At 44.1% G+C, this 14,546-nt stretch carries 14 protein-coding genes; 6 read left to right on the forward strand and 8 right to left on the reverse strand.

The window, feature by feature from the left end:
- Positions 1 to 111: 111 nt before the first annotated feature.
- The gene (gene der / locus CJD36_RS03170) at positions 112 to 1,437 is read right to left on the reverse strand and encodes a ribosome biogenesis GTPase Der (RefSeq protein ID WP_105037648.1); all 1,326 of its coding nucleotides are present in this window, start codon (positions 1,435 to 1,437) and stop codon (positions 112 to 114) included.
- A 235-nt stretch (positions 1,438 to 1,672) separates the two neighbouring features.
- Between der and CJD36_RS03175 the strand changes: the two genes are divergently transcribed.
- On the forward strand, positions 1,673 to 2,266 hold the full coding sequence (locus tag CJD36_RS03175) for a hypothetical protein (protein ID WP_105037649.1): 594 nt from the start codon (positions 1,673 to 1,675) through the stop codon (positions 2,264 to 2,266).
- A 2-nt stretch (positions 2,267 to 2,268) separates the two neighbouring features.
- Here the strand turns inward: CJD36_RS03175 and CJD36_RS03180 are convergent, their stop codons facing one another.
- Positions 2,269 to 2,964, reverse strand: coding sequence for a phosphodiester glycosidase family protein (locus CJD36_RS03180; protein ID WP_105037650.1), 696 nt, complete (start codon positions 2,962 to 2,964; stop codon positions 2,269 to 2,271).
- Between the two features lie 134 nt (positions 2,965 to 3,098).
- Here CJD36_RS03180 and CJD36_RS03185 point away from each other — a divergent pair, with 134 nt between their 5' ends.
- Positions 3,099 to 3,314: a hypothetical protein gene (locus tag CJD36_RS03185; RefSeq protein ID WP_105037651.1), complete on the forward strand. Its 216-nt coding sequence runs from the start codon at positions 3,099 to 3,101 to the stop codon at positions 3,312 to 3,314.
- 214 nt (positions 3,315 to 3,528) lie between these two features.
- Here CJD36_RS03185 and CJD36_RS03190 read toward each other — a convergent pair whose 3' ends face one another.
- On the reverse strand, positions 3,529 to 3,837 hold the full coding sequence (locus tag CJD36_RS03190; RefSeq protein WP_105037652.1) for a hypothetical protein: 309 nt from the start codon (positions 3,835 to 3,837) through the stop codon (positions 3,529 to 3,531).
- 707 nt (positions 3,838 to 4,544) lie between these two features.
- On the reverse strand, positions 4,545 to 5,570 hold the full coding sequence (locus CJD36_RS03195) for a tryptophan 2,3-dioxygenase family protein (RefSeq protein ID WP_105038046.1): 1,026 nt from the start codon (positions 5,568 to 5,570) through the stop codon (positions 4,545 to 4,547).
- Between the two features lie 270 nt (positions 5,571 to 5,840).
- On the opposite strand from CJD36_RS03195, the gene CJD36_RS03200 reads away from it, so the two are divergent.
- From CJD36_RS03200 to CJD36_RS03215, 3 genes are all read left to right on the forward strand, one after another.
- Positions 5,841 to 6,515 (forward strand): hypothetical protein, encoded by a 675-nt coding sequence (locus CJD36_RS03200; RefSeq protein WP_105037653.1) that lies wholly within the window; start codon positions 5,841 to 5,843, stop codon positions 6,513 to 6,515.
- Between the two features lie 499 nt (positions 6,516 to 7,014).
- Complete coding sequence (locus CJD36_RS03205) at positions 7,015 to 9,060, forward strand: M13 family metallopeptidase (protein WP_105037654.1); 2,046 nt, start codon at positions 7,015 to 7,017, stop codon at positions 9,058 to 9,060.
- A gap of 439 nt (positions 9,061 to 9,499) precedes the next feature.
- Positions 9,500 to 10,465: a hypothetical protein gene (locus CJD36_RS03215; protein WP_133162470.1), complete on the forward strand. Its 966-nt coding sequence runs from the start codon at positions 9,500 to 9,502 to the stop codon at positions 10,463 to 10,465.
- A 142-nt stretch (positions 10,466 to 10,607) separates the two neighbouring features.
- Here CJD36_RS03215 and CJD36_RS23140 read toward each other — a convergent pair whose 3' ends face one another.
- The gene (locus CJD36_RS23140) at positions 10,608 to 10,862 is read right to left on the reverse strand and encodes a hypothetical protein (protein WP_161499190.1); all 255 of its coding nucleotides are present in this window, start codon (positions 10,860 to 10,862) and stop codon (positions 10,608 to 10,610) included.
- Positions 10,863 to 11,053: 191 nt separating this feature from the next.
- Between CJD36_RS23140 and CJD36_RS03225 the strand changes: the two genes are divergently transcribed.
- Positions 11,054 to 11,905: an N-acetylglucosamine kinase gene (locus CJD36_RS03225; RefSeq protein WP_105037658.1), complete on the forward strand. Its 852-nt coding sequence runs from the start codon at positions 11,054 to 11,056 to the stop codon at positions 11,903 to 11,905.
- 7 nt (positions 11,906 to 11,912) lie between these two features.
- On the opposite strand, the gene CJD36_RS03230 is transcribed toward CJD36_RS03225, so the two are convergent.
- The 3 genes from CJD36_RS03230 to CJD36_RS03240 form a co-directional block, all read right to left on the reverse strand.
- Entirely contained in the window at positions 11,913 to 12,122 is a 210-nt protein-coding gene (locus CJD36_RS03230; protein WP_105037659.1) for a hypothetical protein, read from the reverse strand.
- A 159-nt stretch (positions 12,123 to 12,281) separates the two neighbouring features.
- Positions 12,282 to 13,430, reverse strand: coding sequence for an aminofutalosine synthase MqnE (mqnE, locus tag CJD36_RS03235; protein WP_105038047.1), 1,149 nt, complete (start codon positions 13,428 to 13,430; stop codon positions 12,282 to 12,284).
- Positions 13,431 to 13,694: 264 nt separating this feature from the next.
- Positions 13,695 to 14,297, reverse strand: a complete 603-nt coding sequence (locus CJD36_RS03240; RefSeq protein ID WP_105037660.1) for a bifunctional nuclease family protein — start codon at positions 14,295 to 14,297, stop codon at positions 13,695 to 13,697.
- Between the last annotated feature and the right edge of the window lie 249 nt (positions 14,298 to 14,546).

The following is a 14,546-nucleotide window of genomic DNA, read 5'->3' on the forward strand; positions in this document are numbered from 1 at the left end:
AAGTCGTAAGTATTAAGTCGTAAGTCTTCACGCTTCATACATACCGGTTAATATTTCACATTCTTTGCACGGATCAATCCATCTACTATGTACTAACTACTATCTACTGTCTTATTTCTGCCTCATAAAGATACGAACCGGAACACCGCTAAAGCTGAAGTGTGCGCGGATCTTATTTTCGAGGAAGTTCTCGTATGGTTTCTTAACAGAATCGGGGTGATTGCAATAGAATGCGAATGACGGCACGTGCGTAGGCACCTGCTGCACAAACTTGATCTTAACTGCATAACCACGGGTCATTGGCGGCGGGAAGTTTTCAATTTCCTTCAGCATAACCTCATTCAATACCGATGTAGCGATGCGCCTTGTGCGGTTCTCGAATACTTCCAGTGCTTTTTCCATACCCTGAAAAATACGGGTCTTCTCAGACGCGGATACGAATATTACGGGGAAGTCGGTAAATGGTGCCATACGTTCCTTGAGCATTTTTTCGTAGTCGCGGGCGGTATTGGTTTCTTTTGGAACCAGGTCCCACTTGTTGACCAATACCACAACGCCTTTACCTTTTCTTGTAGCCAAACTGAAGATACTTACATCCTGTGCGGTAACACCTACACTTGCATCTATCAGCATCATACAAACATCGGCTTCATCCATAGCGCGGATGGCACGGATAACGGAGTAGAACTCCAGATCTTCGTGTACGTTCTTTTTCTTACGGATACCCGCGGTATCTATCAGCATGAATTCTTTACCGAACAGCTTGTAGTGCGTATGAATAGTATCGCGGGTAGTACCTGCAATATCTGATACAATGGTACGTTCCTGATTGATCAAAGCATTCAACAGGGTAGACTTACCTGCATTTGGCTGACCTATGATAGCAAATTTAGGCAACGGGTTGCCTTCTGCATCCAGGTTCTCGGTAGGTTCTTCATCGTCCTTGATATGCGTAACTACTTCATCCAGCAATTCACCACTGCCGCTTCCTGAGATAGAGGAGATCATGAATGTATTGTCGAAGCCCAGAGAGTAAAATTCTGTAGCGTATAAAGCTCGTTCGGGGTTATCTACTTTGTTTACAACCAGCAACACCGGTTTGGTAGAGCGCCTGAGGAGGTCAGCCATATCCTGATCCTGACCGGTTATACCTGTGGTGGTATCGCAGACAAATAATATAAGATCAGCTTCATCAACGGCTATATGTACCTGCTTGCGTATCTCGCGCTCAAATACATCTTCAGACCGGCTAACGAAACCACCAGTATCGATAACATTGAATACCTTTCCTGCCCAGTCGGCAATACCGTACTGGCGATCGCGGGTTACACCGCTCACATCATCAACAATAGCCTTGCGCTGTTCTAATAAGCGATTGAATAAAGTTGACTTACCTACATTGGGCCTTCCTACTATTGCAACTGTAAAACCAGACATTTAATTAAAATTTAATTTAAGGGTGCAAAGGTACGTGTTATTAGTGGGATATGAGCGCGTTAAGGTTTTATTGTGATATGGGTGCTAAGGTGATCATAAGACAGGGCATTGCTGACCAAAACAATAGTGATACATATGGCCAAATTAATCCATTAATTTATGCAGCAGAGCCGGTAGGTTTTCATTCAATTTTGTATTTTCGTTTTCTTATTTAGCATTCCTAATTATCACCACCATGAAGTTTAAATTCCTCCTGTTTGCCCTCACTGTAGTGGCATACACGCACACCGGCTGCAGAAACGTTGAACAAGAACAGCGGAAGCTGGCACTCGATTCCCTAGCCGCAATAAGAAGAGTTGCAGATAGTGTGGAGCAGATATCTGCTATTCCCGGAGCACTATTTGGAAGTAAAGAAGATGACGTAGCGTTTGCTATTAGTAATTTAGATATCGTTGATCACAACTCATTTAACGGTTTTCAGTACGACCATATTGAACCTTATTATTTTGAAAACGGATTGATGGAGGTGAAAATTATTGGCAATGCGTATAGTTGGTCGGAGTATGATAGTGTGTACGAAACAATATCAAACTGTGTAGAAATTTTTAACGGCAAGTATGGTAATCCGACAGATATGGATTCTACTTTGCAAATGAAGATGAAGTATGATGAGGCGAGACTATTTGGATGGAAAAAGGGGGATAAGGGTGTAAGTATTCGTATAATTTCTGATTATTATAAGTTTCTTTTTGAGATAGATATATGGTCAGATAAGATGCAAAAGGCATATGCCCGTAGTATTGCTGATAGGGTGAGAAACCCGTTGTAGGATTATTCAGTCACCCCCACCATAACCCCAAAATCACCATCCAGGTCCATACGTTTCAGTTCCGGCAGATAGGTACGGCTGATGCCACCATCGAGGAAGAGGGCTTGCGGGCAATGTAACTTGTCTTTAAAGATCATTGCAAAGTCATATAGGTTGACCAAGCCATCTGATATAACAAAATAAACCCGGCCGTCTTTATCTATGCCCACTCCATTGCGGATGTTGATATTGGCTGAGCCTTTTGTGAACTGGCTATTGACTACGCCGTCTACTACTAGCATGGGGCCGGATTGTGTGGCGAATACTACCTTTTCCTTTTTATTGAATGTCTCGGATGTTGTTATATAAGCATGTTGGGCGGTGGTGTAGAAAACACCATTGGGCTGCATATAGAAATTGGTCTTTGGTCCTTTTTTCAGGTCTATCCGTCTAAGTTCTTTTCCATTTTCTATGTATAAACCTTTAGGGCCATTTTCAGTTGTGTACATGCCGGCGTTGGCGGCAAAGAGCAATTTTTTCCCTTTTGATGCGGTATAAGCCTTCAGATTACCCAAGCTTCTCAATATTGCTCCGTTGGCTCCTTTCCAGAAAAGCTGAATGTTTTGTGCAGGATTGTTGACCACGAATACATCGTAACGAGCGCCTGCGTAGTTCAGCTGCATAGCGTTGGTCTTACCACTTTTGGTGGTGGGCTTCATTACCTTAGGTTGCTGTGCAATTGATACTGTGCAGCAAATAATGAGCAAGGCAATAATGACAATTCGATCGAGGGTTTTTAAGGGGATTATGAGACTTGTGGAAGTGGCATGGTATTTTTTATGGTCACAGTATTATGATACTACAACTTAATCCGACTATACTTGTAGATACGCCGCTTGGCCGGGGGCATGCCATTTTTCTTATTGACTATGGTATGCACCAAAACACCTGCTGGGTGGTGACCCTACAAGACAATGGGGTGGTGAAGCATTTTGACTGTAATGACATCATCGTTACTACGAACTATACCTACCATATTAATACAGAGCGGAATATTAATCATAAGTGAGATGAGATTTTTTAACCTATAAGTATTGGTTTGTCGGCTTGCATAATTATGTCGCCCTTACAGGGCTTCTGACATGCTGTATTTTTGGTTTGAGGGGTTGAAACCCCTCGCTATTTATGTCGCTCTTTCAGAGCTTGTTAGTTTGATTATATCAATGACATTGACTTAACGGGGTCAAAACATTTAAGGCGCAAATTCTACCGTGTAAGGATCATTATTTCTCCGCCCACTCAATACGTTCCAGTAGTTGTTGGTAGGAGGTTTCTGATGAAACGCCGTAACCGGTAACCAACACGCCTTTTTTCCCTTCCCTGGAGATTAGTGCATAAACGGCTGATTCTTCATCGGGGTCGGAATCGCCTTCGTAGCGATAGACATCAACTATCTTTAATTCTTCTGGCATGTATACCCCTCCTGTGTGGCCAATACCCTCATCGCGAAAACTGAAGCTGTTGGTGAAGCCTTGTTTCTTAAATTCTTCGAGTGCTTCTGCAACCGGTCCGTAGTGAACTTGCTTTTCCATGATGGTGTGTTTGGTGAGTGGTAATAAAGTTAAGGATTTTTATAGAGAGTATTAAGTCTAAAGTAGAAGGTAAAAAGCTTTGGTTGTTGCGGGTTAATTGTGGGGTTCGGAAAAGTGGCAGTTTTTCATAAAAGTGGCAGTTTGCACTTGGTGTTTTGGCGGTATGTGTTTGTAGGTAAGGTTTTTGGCGGATTTTAACGAACTGCTACTTTCTGCCACTTTCTGCCACATGCTGCCACTTTTTGTGTGGCCCTGACGCTTTGGAGACGCACCCTTCGATAAAAACTCAGGATGATAATGAGTCGCTACCTGAGTCCGCACAAGTGGTTGGTATTCCGGTGCAATTTACAACGGGGTTTTTGTCTGGCAAAGGACATTAACAAAATGTGGATGTCTTCTTTTAGTCATAAGTCGTAAGTTATAAGTCGTAAGTCGTCGGAGTGTGGGTGTGGGTGAGAGTGAGAGTATGAGTATGAGTGAGAGTATGAGTATGAGTGTGAGTGTGAGTGTGAGTGTGAGTGTGAGTGTGAGTGTGAGTGTGAGTGTGAGTGTGAGTGGGAGTGGGAGTGGGAGTGGGAGTGGGAGTGGGAGTGGGAGTGGGAGTGGGAGTGTACTGATGTAGTACTGCCGTTATAATAGTAAAAGGTAGAGAGCTGTGCTCCCTACCTTTTACTATTTACGAAAGACTCACGACTTATGACTTACGACTAATTACAATACCCCAAATCCTTTACCAGCGCTTCGGGAAGCTTTGGCAGCATGTTGCGGGGAAGGAGGAATGAGGTGAGTTCGGCCAGTTCTTTGAATATATAGTGGCTATCGGCGGCGCCCTTCAGGTATTCTGCACCTGTGCTGCCACCGGTACCTACGCGCTTGCCAATGGTGCGCTGTACCATATGTATGTGCCTATGGCGCCACATGCTGAGGTTCTGGTCAATCTCCAGCAACAGGCTCAGCAGGTTGTATGGCAGTTGCAATAGCGGATGGTCTCTGTAGAGCATGATGAACAGTGCGCTTCGGCTGGCATCGGCACTGAATGAGCGGCCTTCAGGGTACTCGGCATCGTTGGTGAATAGGGTGTCGAACATTTTCATATTTACCTGTTCTATTTCGCTGAGGCTGTTCTTATATGCCTCGCGGTAGTTGGTCCAGAAGTTACCGGTGTTGTTTTCCCAGTATTCTGCGTTTTTGGTAAATGGCATACGTTCCAGCCAGCTGTTGAGCAAGGTAAGCAGTGATACTTCGCTCTCGGCCTGCTTTACGCGGTTTACATCGGCCTGGGTAAGTTGAGACAGGTAATAGGCTTTGCCATGGCGGTTGTCGTACTTCAGGCCCAACGTAGCTTCTATCATCTTGAACTGTATGCTCTGGAAGCCGGATGCTGGGCGTAACAGGTCGCGGAAATCGAGGAAGTCGAGCGGGGTCATTGTTTCAATGATGCCCATTTGGGTAACAGTCAATTCGAGTATAGAGCACACACGCTTAAGGCGGTGTACACTATTATATATATCGGGTGTGTTATTGTGGATGTTGGGCTGCATGAATACTTCACGCACCACACGTAGTTCATGGAGTATCTGCTTGAACCAAAGCTCATATGCCTGGTGAATAACGATGAACAGCATTTCATCGTCGGCTTTTATTCCTTCTTTGGCGCTTTCAGGCTCCTGGGCATTCAGTATTTTATCTAGTTGCAGGTATTCGCTATAGTATACCGGCTTACGGTCTTTCATTTCCATGGGCGAAAATTACGAAGATTTTCGGGAGGTGGGTAGTGATTTTTGTCAGGGGGGCGTGAACTGTCAACTTACGGTTGATGCAGGCAGTATCAATGGGATTAGGTGAAATTGTAATTATGTATTTTAAAATTAGACGGGCGTTACAAACGCCCAACCGTGGCATCCGCGTTGCAAACGCGGACGAGGTGGTCTATCGGGTATATTCGCCAAAACAATTGATAATTAGTTTCCCGTTTCTATATTTGTGTTATAAAACCTGTTTCTATGAAACTCACCACCATCTCCAGGCCTTTATATTCTAATGAGATTGCACTCCTAAGGCAAGCACAGGCAGATGCACTCAGCCAGTTGCAGCCTAAGGTGAAGCAATATCATTATTTGGTGGCGGTATTGTTGGGGATATTATTCTTTTACCTAGCCTATCTTTCTGCTTCGCATTCCAATTTTCTTTTCTCTTTCCTGGTATTGATTGCTGTTCTGTGTGGTGCCTTTGTGGTCTTTATTCCATTTGAAGAGCGGAGACAGATAGAAAAATCGAGGGTAAAGGCTGCAAAAATTGAGGATTTGATAGCTATTAATGAGGTCGAAGTGACACCGGTGGCTGCGACACGAGTTGCTATAGCGCCTGAATTCGAAGATGAGTGTAACATGTATGTATTAGAGATCGCTACGGATAATGTATTGTACTTGTGGGACTATGATTATAACCTGGAAGAAATATTCCCTTGTCTGGAGTTTGACGTTTATGACGATGTAGTGCAGGGACTTATTGGATATGCTGTAAATCCACTTAGCGAGAAGGTGGACCCAGTAGTTTTGGATAGGGAAAAGAAATGGAAGGCAATGACTGATTCAGGTTTGCCAAAAGATATGTCTATTGAGCATATTAGGTTTGATGAGGTGGTGGAGCAGTTTGGATTGGCTATTGATGTGGAGTAATTGTCTGAATCAGAATGGCCAGAATTTTAGAATAAGGAGAATGCTCAATTATTTGCGCTATTCAAAGAGAATCGGCCTGATCCTGTATTTATCACCCCCGACATTCGACAACTGGCCTGTGGCCGGTCGAATATCGTCCCCTCTTAAAATAAGAGGGGAGTTTGTTGTTACGTACTCAAAGAAAACCGGCGCGATGCGAAATGTCGTGGTTCGGCACTTCGATAAACTCAATGTAAACTCTGGCTCACCATGACATTCGGGTTCTTGTTTAGTGCATTCGAAGAGAACCGGCCCGACGCGCCAAAGATTGTCGCGGTTCGAGAACCTCACCGTGACAATCTTAGGCGATATTTATGATTATCAGGTGGGCATTTAGCTACGTCGCCATTAAGCAATTACGCCATTTGAAAAAATCTCCCCCGATTTATCCACCTATATAAATTATGTGTTACCATATGGTTATTGTACTTTTGATGCGGTAAAAACCACAATTATTATTATGTATATCAAGAACACACTTCTTGCAGGTGCCGCAGTAGTTGCTATGGCGTCTTGTCAGCAGCCCGGTGGAAAGACTGAGGTTAAGGACAATAAGTTCATTGATCTCGCTAATATGGATACTACTATCCATCCGGGAGACAACTTCTTTATGTATGCTAATGGTGCATGGCTAAAGGCTAATCCGGTTCCGGGCGACCAGAGCCGCTGGGGTAGCTTCAACATTCTTGCAGAAAACAATCTGAAAGCGTTGCATACTATCCTTGACAGTGCAGCCGGTATAAAGGATGCAGCTAAAGGTAGTGCAGTACAGAAAGTGGGCGATTTCTACCGCACAGGTATGGACAGCGTTGCTATTGAAAAAGCAGGTATCACTCCACTTAAGGAAGTAATGGCGCGTATAGATGCAATAAAGGATGTAAATGGCCTGATGGCTGAACTTACTTTGGAGCAGACTGAAGGAATAGGTTCTGCATTTGGTTTCGGTATCTCTCCTGATGATAAGAATGTAACTAAGGAAATTTGCCAGTTCGGTCCGGGTGGATTGGGTATGCCTGGTAAGGAATACTATTTTGACAAGGACGAGCGCACTGCAGGTATCCGCGAAGCATATAAGGCTTACATACCGCAAATACTGACGCTGATGGGTACTGACAGCAACGCTGCTAAGAAAGATGGTGCACAGATATATAACCTGGAGCAGTCTCTGGCAAGTGCATGGTTGACCCGCGTAGAAATGCGTGATCCTATCCGTTTGTACAACAAATTCAATATAGATGGTATCAGCAAACTGACTCCGGGTCTTGACTGGAAGATGTTGCTTGCGGGCCTTAAGGTTACCGGCCAGGATTCTATGATCATATCTATTCCTAAGTTCTATACAGAACTGGCTAAGCAGATGAAGGCTACGCCAATAGAAGTTTGGAAGAAATATCTGAAGTTCCACCTGGGTAACAGCATGGCTCCTTACCTGACTCACGATTTCGTGAATGCACGTTTTGCTCTTTATGGCACTAAGATGCGTGGCCAGAAGGAACAGAGTGCACGCTGGAAGCGCGTATTGAATGAAGTAGATGGTTCTATAGGTGACCTTTTGGGTCAGTTGTATGTAGACAAGTACTTCAAGCCGGAAGCTAAGAAGCGCATGATGGAACTGCTGGATAACCTGCAGGCTGCATATAGCGCACGTATCCAGAATCTGGAGTGGATGAGCCCTGAAACAAAGAAGCTGGCAACTGCTAAGTTGAACGCAATAGTAAAGAAGATAGGCTATCCTGACAAGTGGAAAGACTATGGCGCAATTACTATAGTGAACAATGACTATGTAAAGAATGTAATGGTTGCATCGGCATGGGAATATAACTATGAGCTGAGCAAACTGGGCAAACCGGTTGACCGCGCAGAGTGGGGTATGACTCCGCCGACAGTTAATGCATATTATAATCCGGCTTTCAATGAGATCGTTTTCCCTGCAGGTATACTTCAATTTCCATTCTTTGATGGCGATGCTGATGACGCGGTGAACTATGGTGGTATTGGTGCGGTAATAGGCCATGAGATCACTCACGGTTTTGATGATCAGGGCCGTTTGTATGATGCTACCGGTAACCTGAACAACTGGTGGACATCTGTAGATTCTGCCAACTTTGTAAAGAAAGCAGATGTTATGGTAATGCAGTTCAACCAGGTTATTGTTATAGATACGTTCCATGCAAATGGTAGCCTTACAGAAGGTGAGAACCTTGCTGACCTAGGTGGTATCAACATAGCTTATGAGGCATTCAAGAAGACCAAGCAAGGCCAGGATTCAACTAAGATCAACGGGTTTACTCCTGATCAGCGTTTCTTCCTTAGCTGGGCTCAGGTTTGGAGAGCTAATACTAAACCGGAAGAATTGGCTAACCGCCTGAAGACAGATCCGCACTCTGCAAGCGAGCAGCGTTGCAATCTGCCTGTGAGCAATGTAGCCGCATGGTACAAGGCATTTAACATCAAGCCTACCGATAAAATGTATCGCCCTGAAAATGAGCGTGCAAGGGTTTGGTAATTGAGTTAATGATATAGTTTTTGAACGAGCCGCAGGTTTTACCTGCGGCTCGTTTGTTTTTGCCTTGACTGCTCATATACTTTAGCCCACCGCTTCTTTACTTTTCTTTGTTCCCGAAGTGTCGGGATGTACCAGCATGCCGTCCCGCAATGAGCGGGATAAACTCCGAAAAGTAACAAAAGAAAACGGTCCCGAAATTTGTTGGGACGAATTGCTCCACGCGCAAAAGGAGCTAAACTGCACGTTATTGTGGTTGGCCAGACCGCTCTTCGCAAGCTCAGCCAACGCTTCTTTCAACCTAAAAAAAATGAGAGTCGATGTCCAAGCCAATTGTGGAGTTTAGGCATTTTCTGTATTATGTTAAAGTAATGATGATGAGAGTGGGTGAGGGGAATACGGCACGTTTTTTAGTACATTTAGGACAACCAACTTTTAAATAATGCATAGTAGCATTCGATCGATATTTTTTCTGTTATTAGTGTTCTGTTCCGGATCGGCGCATGCGCAGATGCGTGCGTTTTTTGGTCGAATAGTTAATAAGGATAATAAGGGGATTATCAATTCGTTTGTGAAGGTGGAAAAGGCTAATCAGACCTTCTTGTGCGATGCTAAGGGGGAATTCTACTTTAAAGCCGACATTGCCGCCGACGATTCTTTTAGTTTCTACGGACAGGGGTACGATAAGACGACGATAGAGCTGGATGTATTACCTGAAGACTCAATTATTGTGGAGTTGCAGAAGAAGTCGAACCGGCTGCAGGAGGCCGTAATTGGGGCGCATGGAGGCCGTAAACGGGAAGCAGTAGCTGGTGCCGGCCGAACGAGTCATGATGCCGGATGCTACCTTACTTTTAAAGATGAGACAGCTTTGTTTCTACCAGTAGATTCGCTGAGGAATGGTTTATTGAATGAGGTGAATGTATTTGTTACAAAGAATGGCGAGGCAGTTACCAACAAGTTTATTGTACATATTTATGAGCGGGACTCTACCGGTGCGCCGGGTGAAGAGGTAACAGATAGTACGCTGGTATTGAGTGCGCGAAAAGGAAATGAGTGGGTGAGCGCTGACCTGAGTAATAAAAAGATACAAGTGAAGGGTGGGCTGTTTGTTTCAGTAGAATGGGTGGTGGGCTATAAGAATGATGGCTATCCGTGGCTTATAAATGGAGCTAGTAATTATTATTCGGGTAATGATTCTTTAAGAACCTTTTACAATGGCCAGGTGCTTGGGTTAACTTGGTTACACGATGTGAAGCCGGTTGTTTATCGCCGTTATGCGCGCACCACATTTGAAAACTCAGCACCCGATAAGTGGTTTTTAACTCCGCCGCTGGTGGGCGGGTGCAAGCGCAATGAGTGTATTACGCCAATGATGTACTTTACGTATACTTATGTGGAGCATTGACGCCATCAATTTTCCTAGCATATGCTATGTAGCGGTGATAAGTATGCAATAGTGTATAAGGAAGCTAAAAACTTTGGCACGCAAATTGGAATATGCTAACTAAAATCAGAAAGTTATGAAGACATCAATTGTTTCGATCGTTTTAGTTGCCGTGCTTATGGTTATTGGTAGCCATGCCGCAATTGCACAAGGCAGGTATGGCCACCACGGTGGCTACAACAGGGGTTACCATCAGGGGTTTAACCAAGGATATAACCGTTGCAGACCAGTAGTACGTTATTGCCCGCCACCTGTGCAGGTATATGCCCCGCCGGTAGCCTATTATAGTGCGCCTCAATATTATCAACCGGCGCCACCTCCACCACCGCGCTACTACAGAAGACATTATCACAGACATTGTCGTTATTGATTTACAGGTTACATTTTGAGGGGTTGCATTCGGCAACCCCTCTTTTTATTGAGTATAAGGAGTGTATAAAATGAGTACTTTTTGAGATTGGAAACTTATTATAATTATTTGTAAAAAATACTTATCTTCATTAGGATATTAAATGCAGTTACTGCATATTTGTGTACTAATCCGTTTATATGTCTTACCTCATAGCTGATAGCGGCTCCACTAAAACCGACTGGTGTTTACTGAAAAAAAACAAGAAACCTGTGCACTTTCACACGCAGGGTATCAATCCTTTTTTGCAGACACCTGAATCGATTGCAGCCATGCTGCAGGAGGAGTTGCCGGCAGCCATTCTTAAAGATGTTCCCGATGCCATATATTACTATGGTGCCGGTGCAGCTAGTAAGCCTAAACAGGTGCTGATGCAAGGCATTTTAAGAAAGCACTTCGGAGTAAAGAAGGTAGAAGTGCAAAGCGATATGATGGCTGCGGCCCATGCGCTTTGCGGAGACAATAAGGGAATAGTATGCATATTGGGTACTGGAAGTTCTTCCTGTTATTACGATGGTGAAAAAATAAAAGAGCGCCAACCATCACTTGGGTATATTGCCGGAGATGAAGGTAGTGGCAACCATATGGGTAAGCGGGTACTACAATACTTTACCTACGGTACTTTTGATACCCAATTGATGATGGATTTCGAAATGCGCTTTGGTGGTGATATCACGGAGATCGTAGATCGCTTGTACCATCAGCCGTACCCTAACCGATATCTGGCATCCTTTGTGCCGCTGCTCAAAGAAAACAGGGGACATTACATGGTGGAAAACATCATTGAAGATTGCCTTAATGATTTCTTCCAGACAACTATTCTTAAATATCGTCAAAGTTGGAAGAAACCATTGTATTTCTCAGGTTCAGTAGCCTACATGTTCAGCGATATTATACAGAGCCTTTGCGACCAGTATGAACTGGAGGCAGGTGAGATAGTGCAAAGCCCAATGGAGGGATTGCTATCTTACTATAAAGCTATGATGAAGTAGTGTCTAACTACTTCTTCCTACCCGCAACTAAAACAACAACCCCCGCAATCAGAACGATGCCACCTGCATAAGTAGGCCATCCTATGTGGTTGTTCTCTTCCTTATTGATCTCGATAGGCCCAATGTCTGCGACCTTTTTCTCTGTCTTGAAATTGATGCCACTAAATACCATTAGCAGAATTCCCATTACTATTAATATTATTCCTGTTACGCGCATATGTTTAGTTTTTCATTACTACTATAAAAACCGTGCACAGGGTGGGGAATTGTAACAATTGCTATAATTTGCAATCCATGTCAACTGTACCAAAACGCAAAAAACTGGCCATCGGTTTACCCGATGGCCAGCAAGATTATTAACAGATCGACCTAGCGATTAGGCCATTTCCTTATCATAAACATGGATCTCATTATACAGTGTACCTCTTTCTACAGGTATTCTGCCTACGCTGCGGATCATGTCGCAGAGTTCTTCGGTAGATAGGGCAGGATTCTGCTCTTCGCTGCCGGCCATTGAGTAGATCTTGGTAGAATCGTCGATAGTGCCGTCGAGGTCATTAACGCCAAAAGAGAGTGTGAGTTGAGCGCTCTGACGGCCCAGCATAGGCCAGTAAGCTTTCAGATTGCGGAAGTTGTCCATAAATATGCGGGCTATAGCATACAGGCGCATATCTTCTACTATTGTTGATTCTGCAATGTGGCTCATATCATTGCCCTGATTGCGGAATTTAAGCGGTATAAAGCAATTGAAACCACCCGTTTCGTCCTGTAGTTGACGCAGGCGGCTCATGTGGTCAACACGGTGTTCGTACTTTTCTACATGCCCGTAGAGCATAGTTGCATTAGAATGCATACCCAGATTATGTGCAGTGCGGTGAATATCTAACCAACCCTCGCCGTCTACCTTGTCGGGACAAATGATATTACGTACATCGGGATGGAAAATTTCGGCCCCACCACCCGGCAATGATTGAAGGCCGGCATCATTCATTTTCTTCATGCCTTCGGCACGGGTCAGCTTTGCTTTGTTGAACATATAGTCCAGCTCTACGGCAGTGAAACCCTTAATGTGCAGATCAGGACGATGTGCGCGGATCTTGCTCAATAATTCACAGAAGAACTCAAGGTTCATTTTAGGGTGAACGCCACCTACTATGTGTACTTCAGTAACAGGCTGTCCATTATACTTACGCACGATATCCAGCATCTGTTCCATGGTCAGTTCCCAACCCTCGTCCTTGTTTTTATATAAGCGGCTATAAGAGCAGAAATTGCAGGTAAACAGACATACGTTAGTAGGCTCGATATGGAAGTTGCGGTTGAAGTAAACCTTACCGTGATGCAGTTTGTCGGCTATGTAATTAGCCAATGATCCCAGGTAACCAAGCTCACCTTTTTCAAAAAGCAGAATCCCTTCTTCTTCGGTAATACGCTCTCCGTTCTGTACTTTTTCTGCAATACGCAGCAGACCTTTATCTAAATTTGATTGTTTGAAAACTTCTGAAAGATTGAATGGGTGGACCATATTTGAGGTAATATTTGCGGGTACAAAGGTAAGCATAATGCAGCAAGTGCAAGTAGAAAATGAACCGGAATGACATATATCAGCATAGGGAGAATCTATAGAGTAGATAGTAGATTGAATATAATGGCTAGTGGATAATGGCTAGTGGATAGACGGGCAAGGGACGATTGTGTTGGAAAGGTGTATAAGAAAAAGGCCCACCGATGGGCAGGCCTTATAAAATTATGTATAATGACTGATAATTATGTGGAATATGGAATATCTCTACTTTCTGCTGTTTATCTCGTCGCGGATTCGGATGGCCTTAACGTAGTCTTCGGCTTCAAGGACCTGCTGCAGGAGCGTATTCAGCTCTTCTATGCTTAGGCTTTTCATTTCAGAGTCGGCAACGGTGCTGCTACTTACGTTTACTGAACCACCGCCTGTGCCGCCTTCGGCAGCAATTGCACCTTCGGTGTTTTCGAGGAATAGGCCTGCTGTTTCAAGGATGTTTTCGTAAGTATATATGCGGCAACCGGCGCGCACAGCCATTGCCAGCGCATCTGATGTGCGGGAGTCGATCTCGGTTACCTCATCGTGGCTCTTGCAGATGAGTTTGGCGAAGAAGATACCTTCTTCCAGTTTGTAAATGACAACTTCTGTGAGTTCTACGCCATACGTATTCATGAAATTGGCAAACAGATCGTGTGTAAGTGGGCGGCTGGGTTGCATACGCTCCAGTGCTACGGCTATAGCCTGTGCTTCAAATCCACCTATCACAATAGGTAGTCGGCGGAGGCCGCTTACTTCGCCCAACACTACTGCATAAGAATGCGTCTGGGTGATGCTATGTGATAACGCTACAATTTCAAGTTCTATCTTTCTCATTAATCTTTTCGGGCGTAAGTTGTATTAATTGGCGAAGTTACAAATTTTATAAAAAAAACTCTGCCACCGGAAATAAAGCAATAATATGTTTTTGTGAAGATAGCATATTGTGTCTGGTAGCAATGAAATTAATATAGGATGTGTTCCGCAGTTATGTCGCCCTTACAGGGCTTTTCTATTTTTAATATATTCCGAGGAGTTAAAACCCAATGTCATTTAGTTAAGAGAAATTTGCTTAATTAGACGTCC

This window comes from Flavipsychrobacter stenotrophus (genome assembly GCF_002954265.1).
Taxonomy (GTDB): domain Bacteria; phylum Bacteroidota; class Bacteroidia; order Chitinophagales; family Chitinophagaceae; genus Flavipsychrobacter; species Flavipsychrobacter stenotrophus.

Coding starts and splice junctions, on each gene's coding strand:
- mqnE (WP_105038047.1), bottom strand. CDS start 13,430: ATGGTCCACCCATTCAATCTTTCAGAAGTTTTCAAACAATCAAATTTA.
- CJD36_RS03205 (WP_105037654.1), top strand. CDS start 7,015: ATGTATATCAAGAACACACTTCTTGCAGGTGCCGCAGTAGTTGCTATG.
- CJD36_RS03190 (WP_105037652.1), bottom strand. CDS start 3,837: ATGGAAAAGCAAGTTCACTACGGACCGGTTGCAGAAGCACTCGAAGAA.
- CJD36_RS03215 (WP_133162470.1), top strand. CDS start 9,500: ATGCATAGTAGCATTCGATCGATATTTTTTCTGTTATTAGTGTTCTGT.
- CJD36_RS03200 (WP_105037653.1), top strand. CDS start 5,841: ATGAAACTCACCACCATCTCCAGGCCTTTATATTCTAATGAGATTGCA.
- CJD36_RS03195 (WP_105038046.1), bottom strand. CDS start 5,570: ATGAAAGACCGTAAGCCGGTATACTATAGCGAATACCTGCAACTAGAT.
- CJD36_RS03240 (WP_105037660.1), bottom strand. CDS start 14,297: ATGAGAAAGATAGAACTTGAAATTGTAGCGTTATCACATAGCATCACC.
- CJD36_RS03180 (WP_105037650.1), bottom strand. CDS start 2,964: ATGAAGCCCACCACCAAAAGTGGTAAGACCAACGCTATGCAGCTGAAC.
- CJD36_RS03175 (WP_105037649.1), top strand. CDS start 1,673: ATGAAGTTTAAATTCCTCCTGTTTGCCCTCACTGTAGTGGCATACACG.
- CJD36_RS03225 (WP_105037658.1), top strand. CDS start 11,054: ATGTCTTACCTCATAGCTGATAGCGGCTCCACTAAAACCGACTGGTGT.
- der (WP_105037648.1), bottom strand. CDS start 1,437: ATGTCTGGTTTTACAGTTGCAATAGTAGGAAGGCCCAATGTAGGTAAG.
- CJD36_RS23140 (WP_161499190.1), bottom strand. CDS start 10,862: ATGTCTGTGATAATGTCTTCTGTAGTAGCGCGGTGGTGGAGGTGGCGC.
- CJD36_RS03230 (WP_105037659.1), bottom strand. CDS start 12,122: ATGCGCGTAACAGGAATAATATTAATAGTAATGGGAATTCTGCTAATG.
- CJD36_RS03185 (WP_105037651.1), top strand. CDS start 3,099: ATGATACTACAACTTAATCCGACTATACTTGTAGATACGCCGCTTGGC.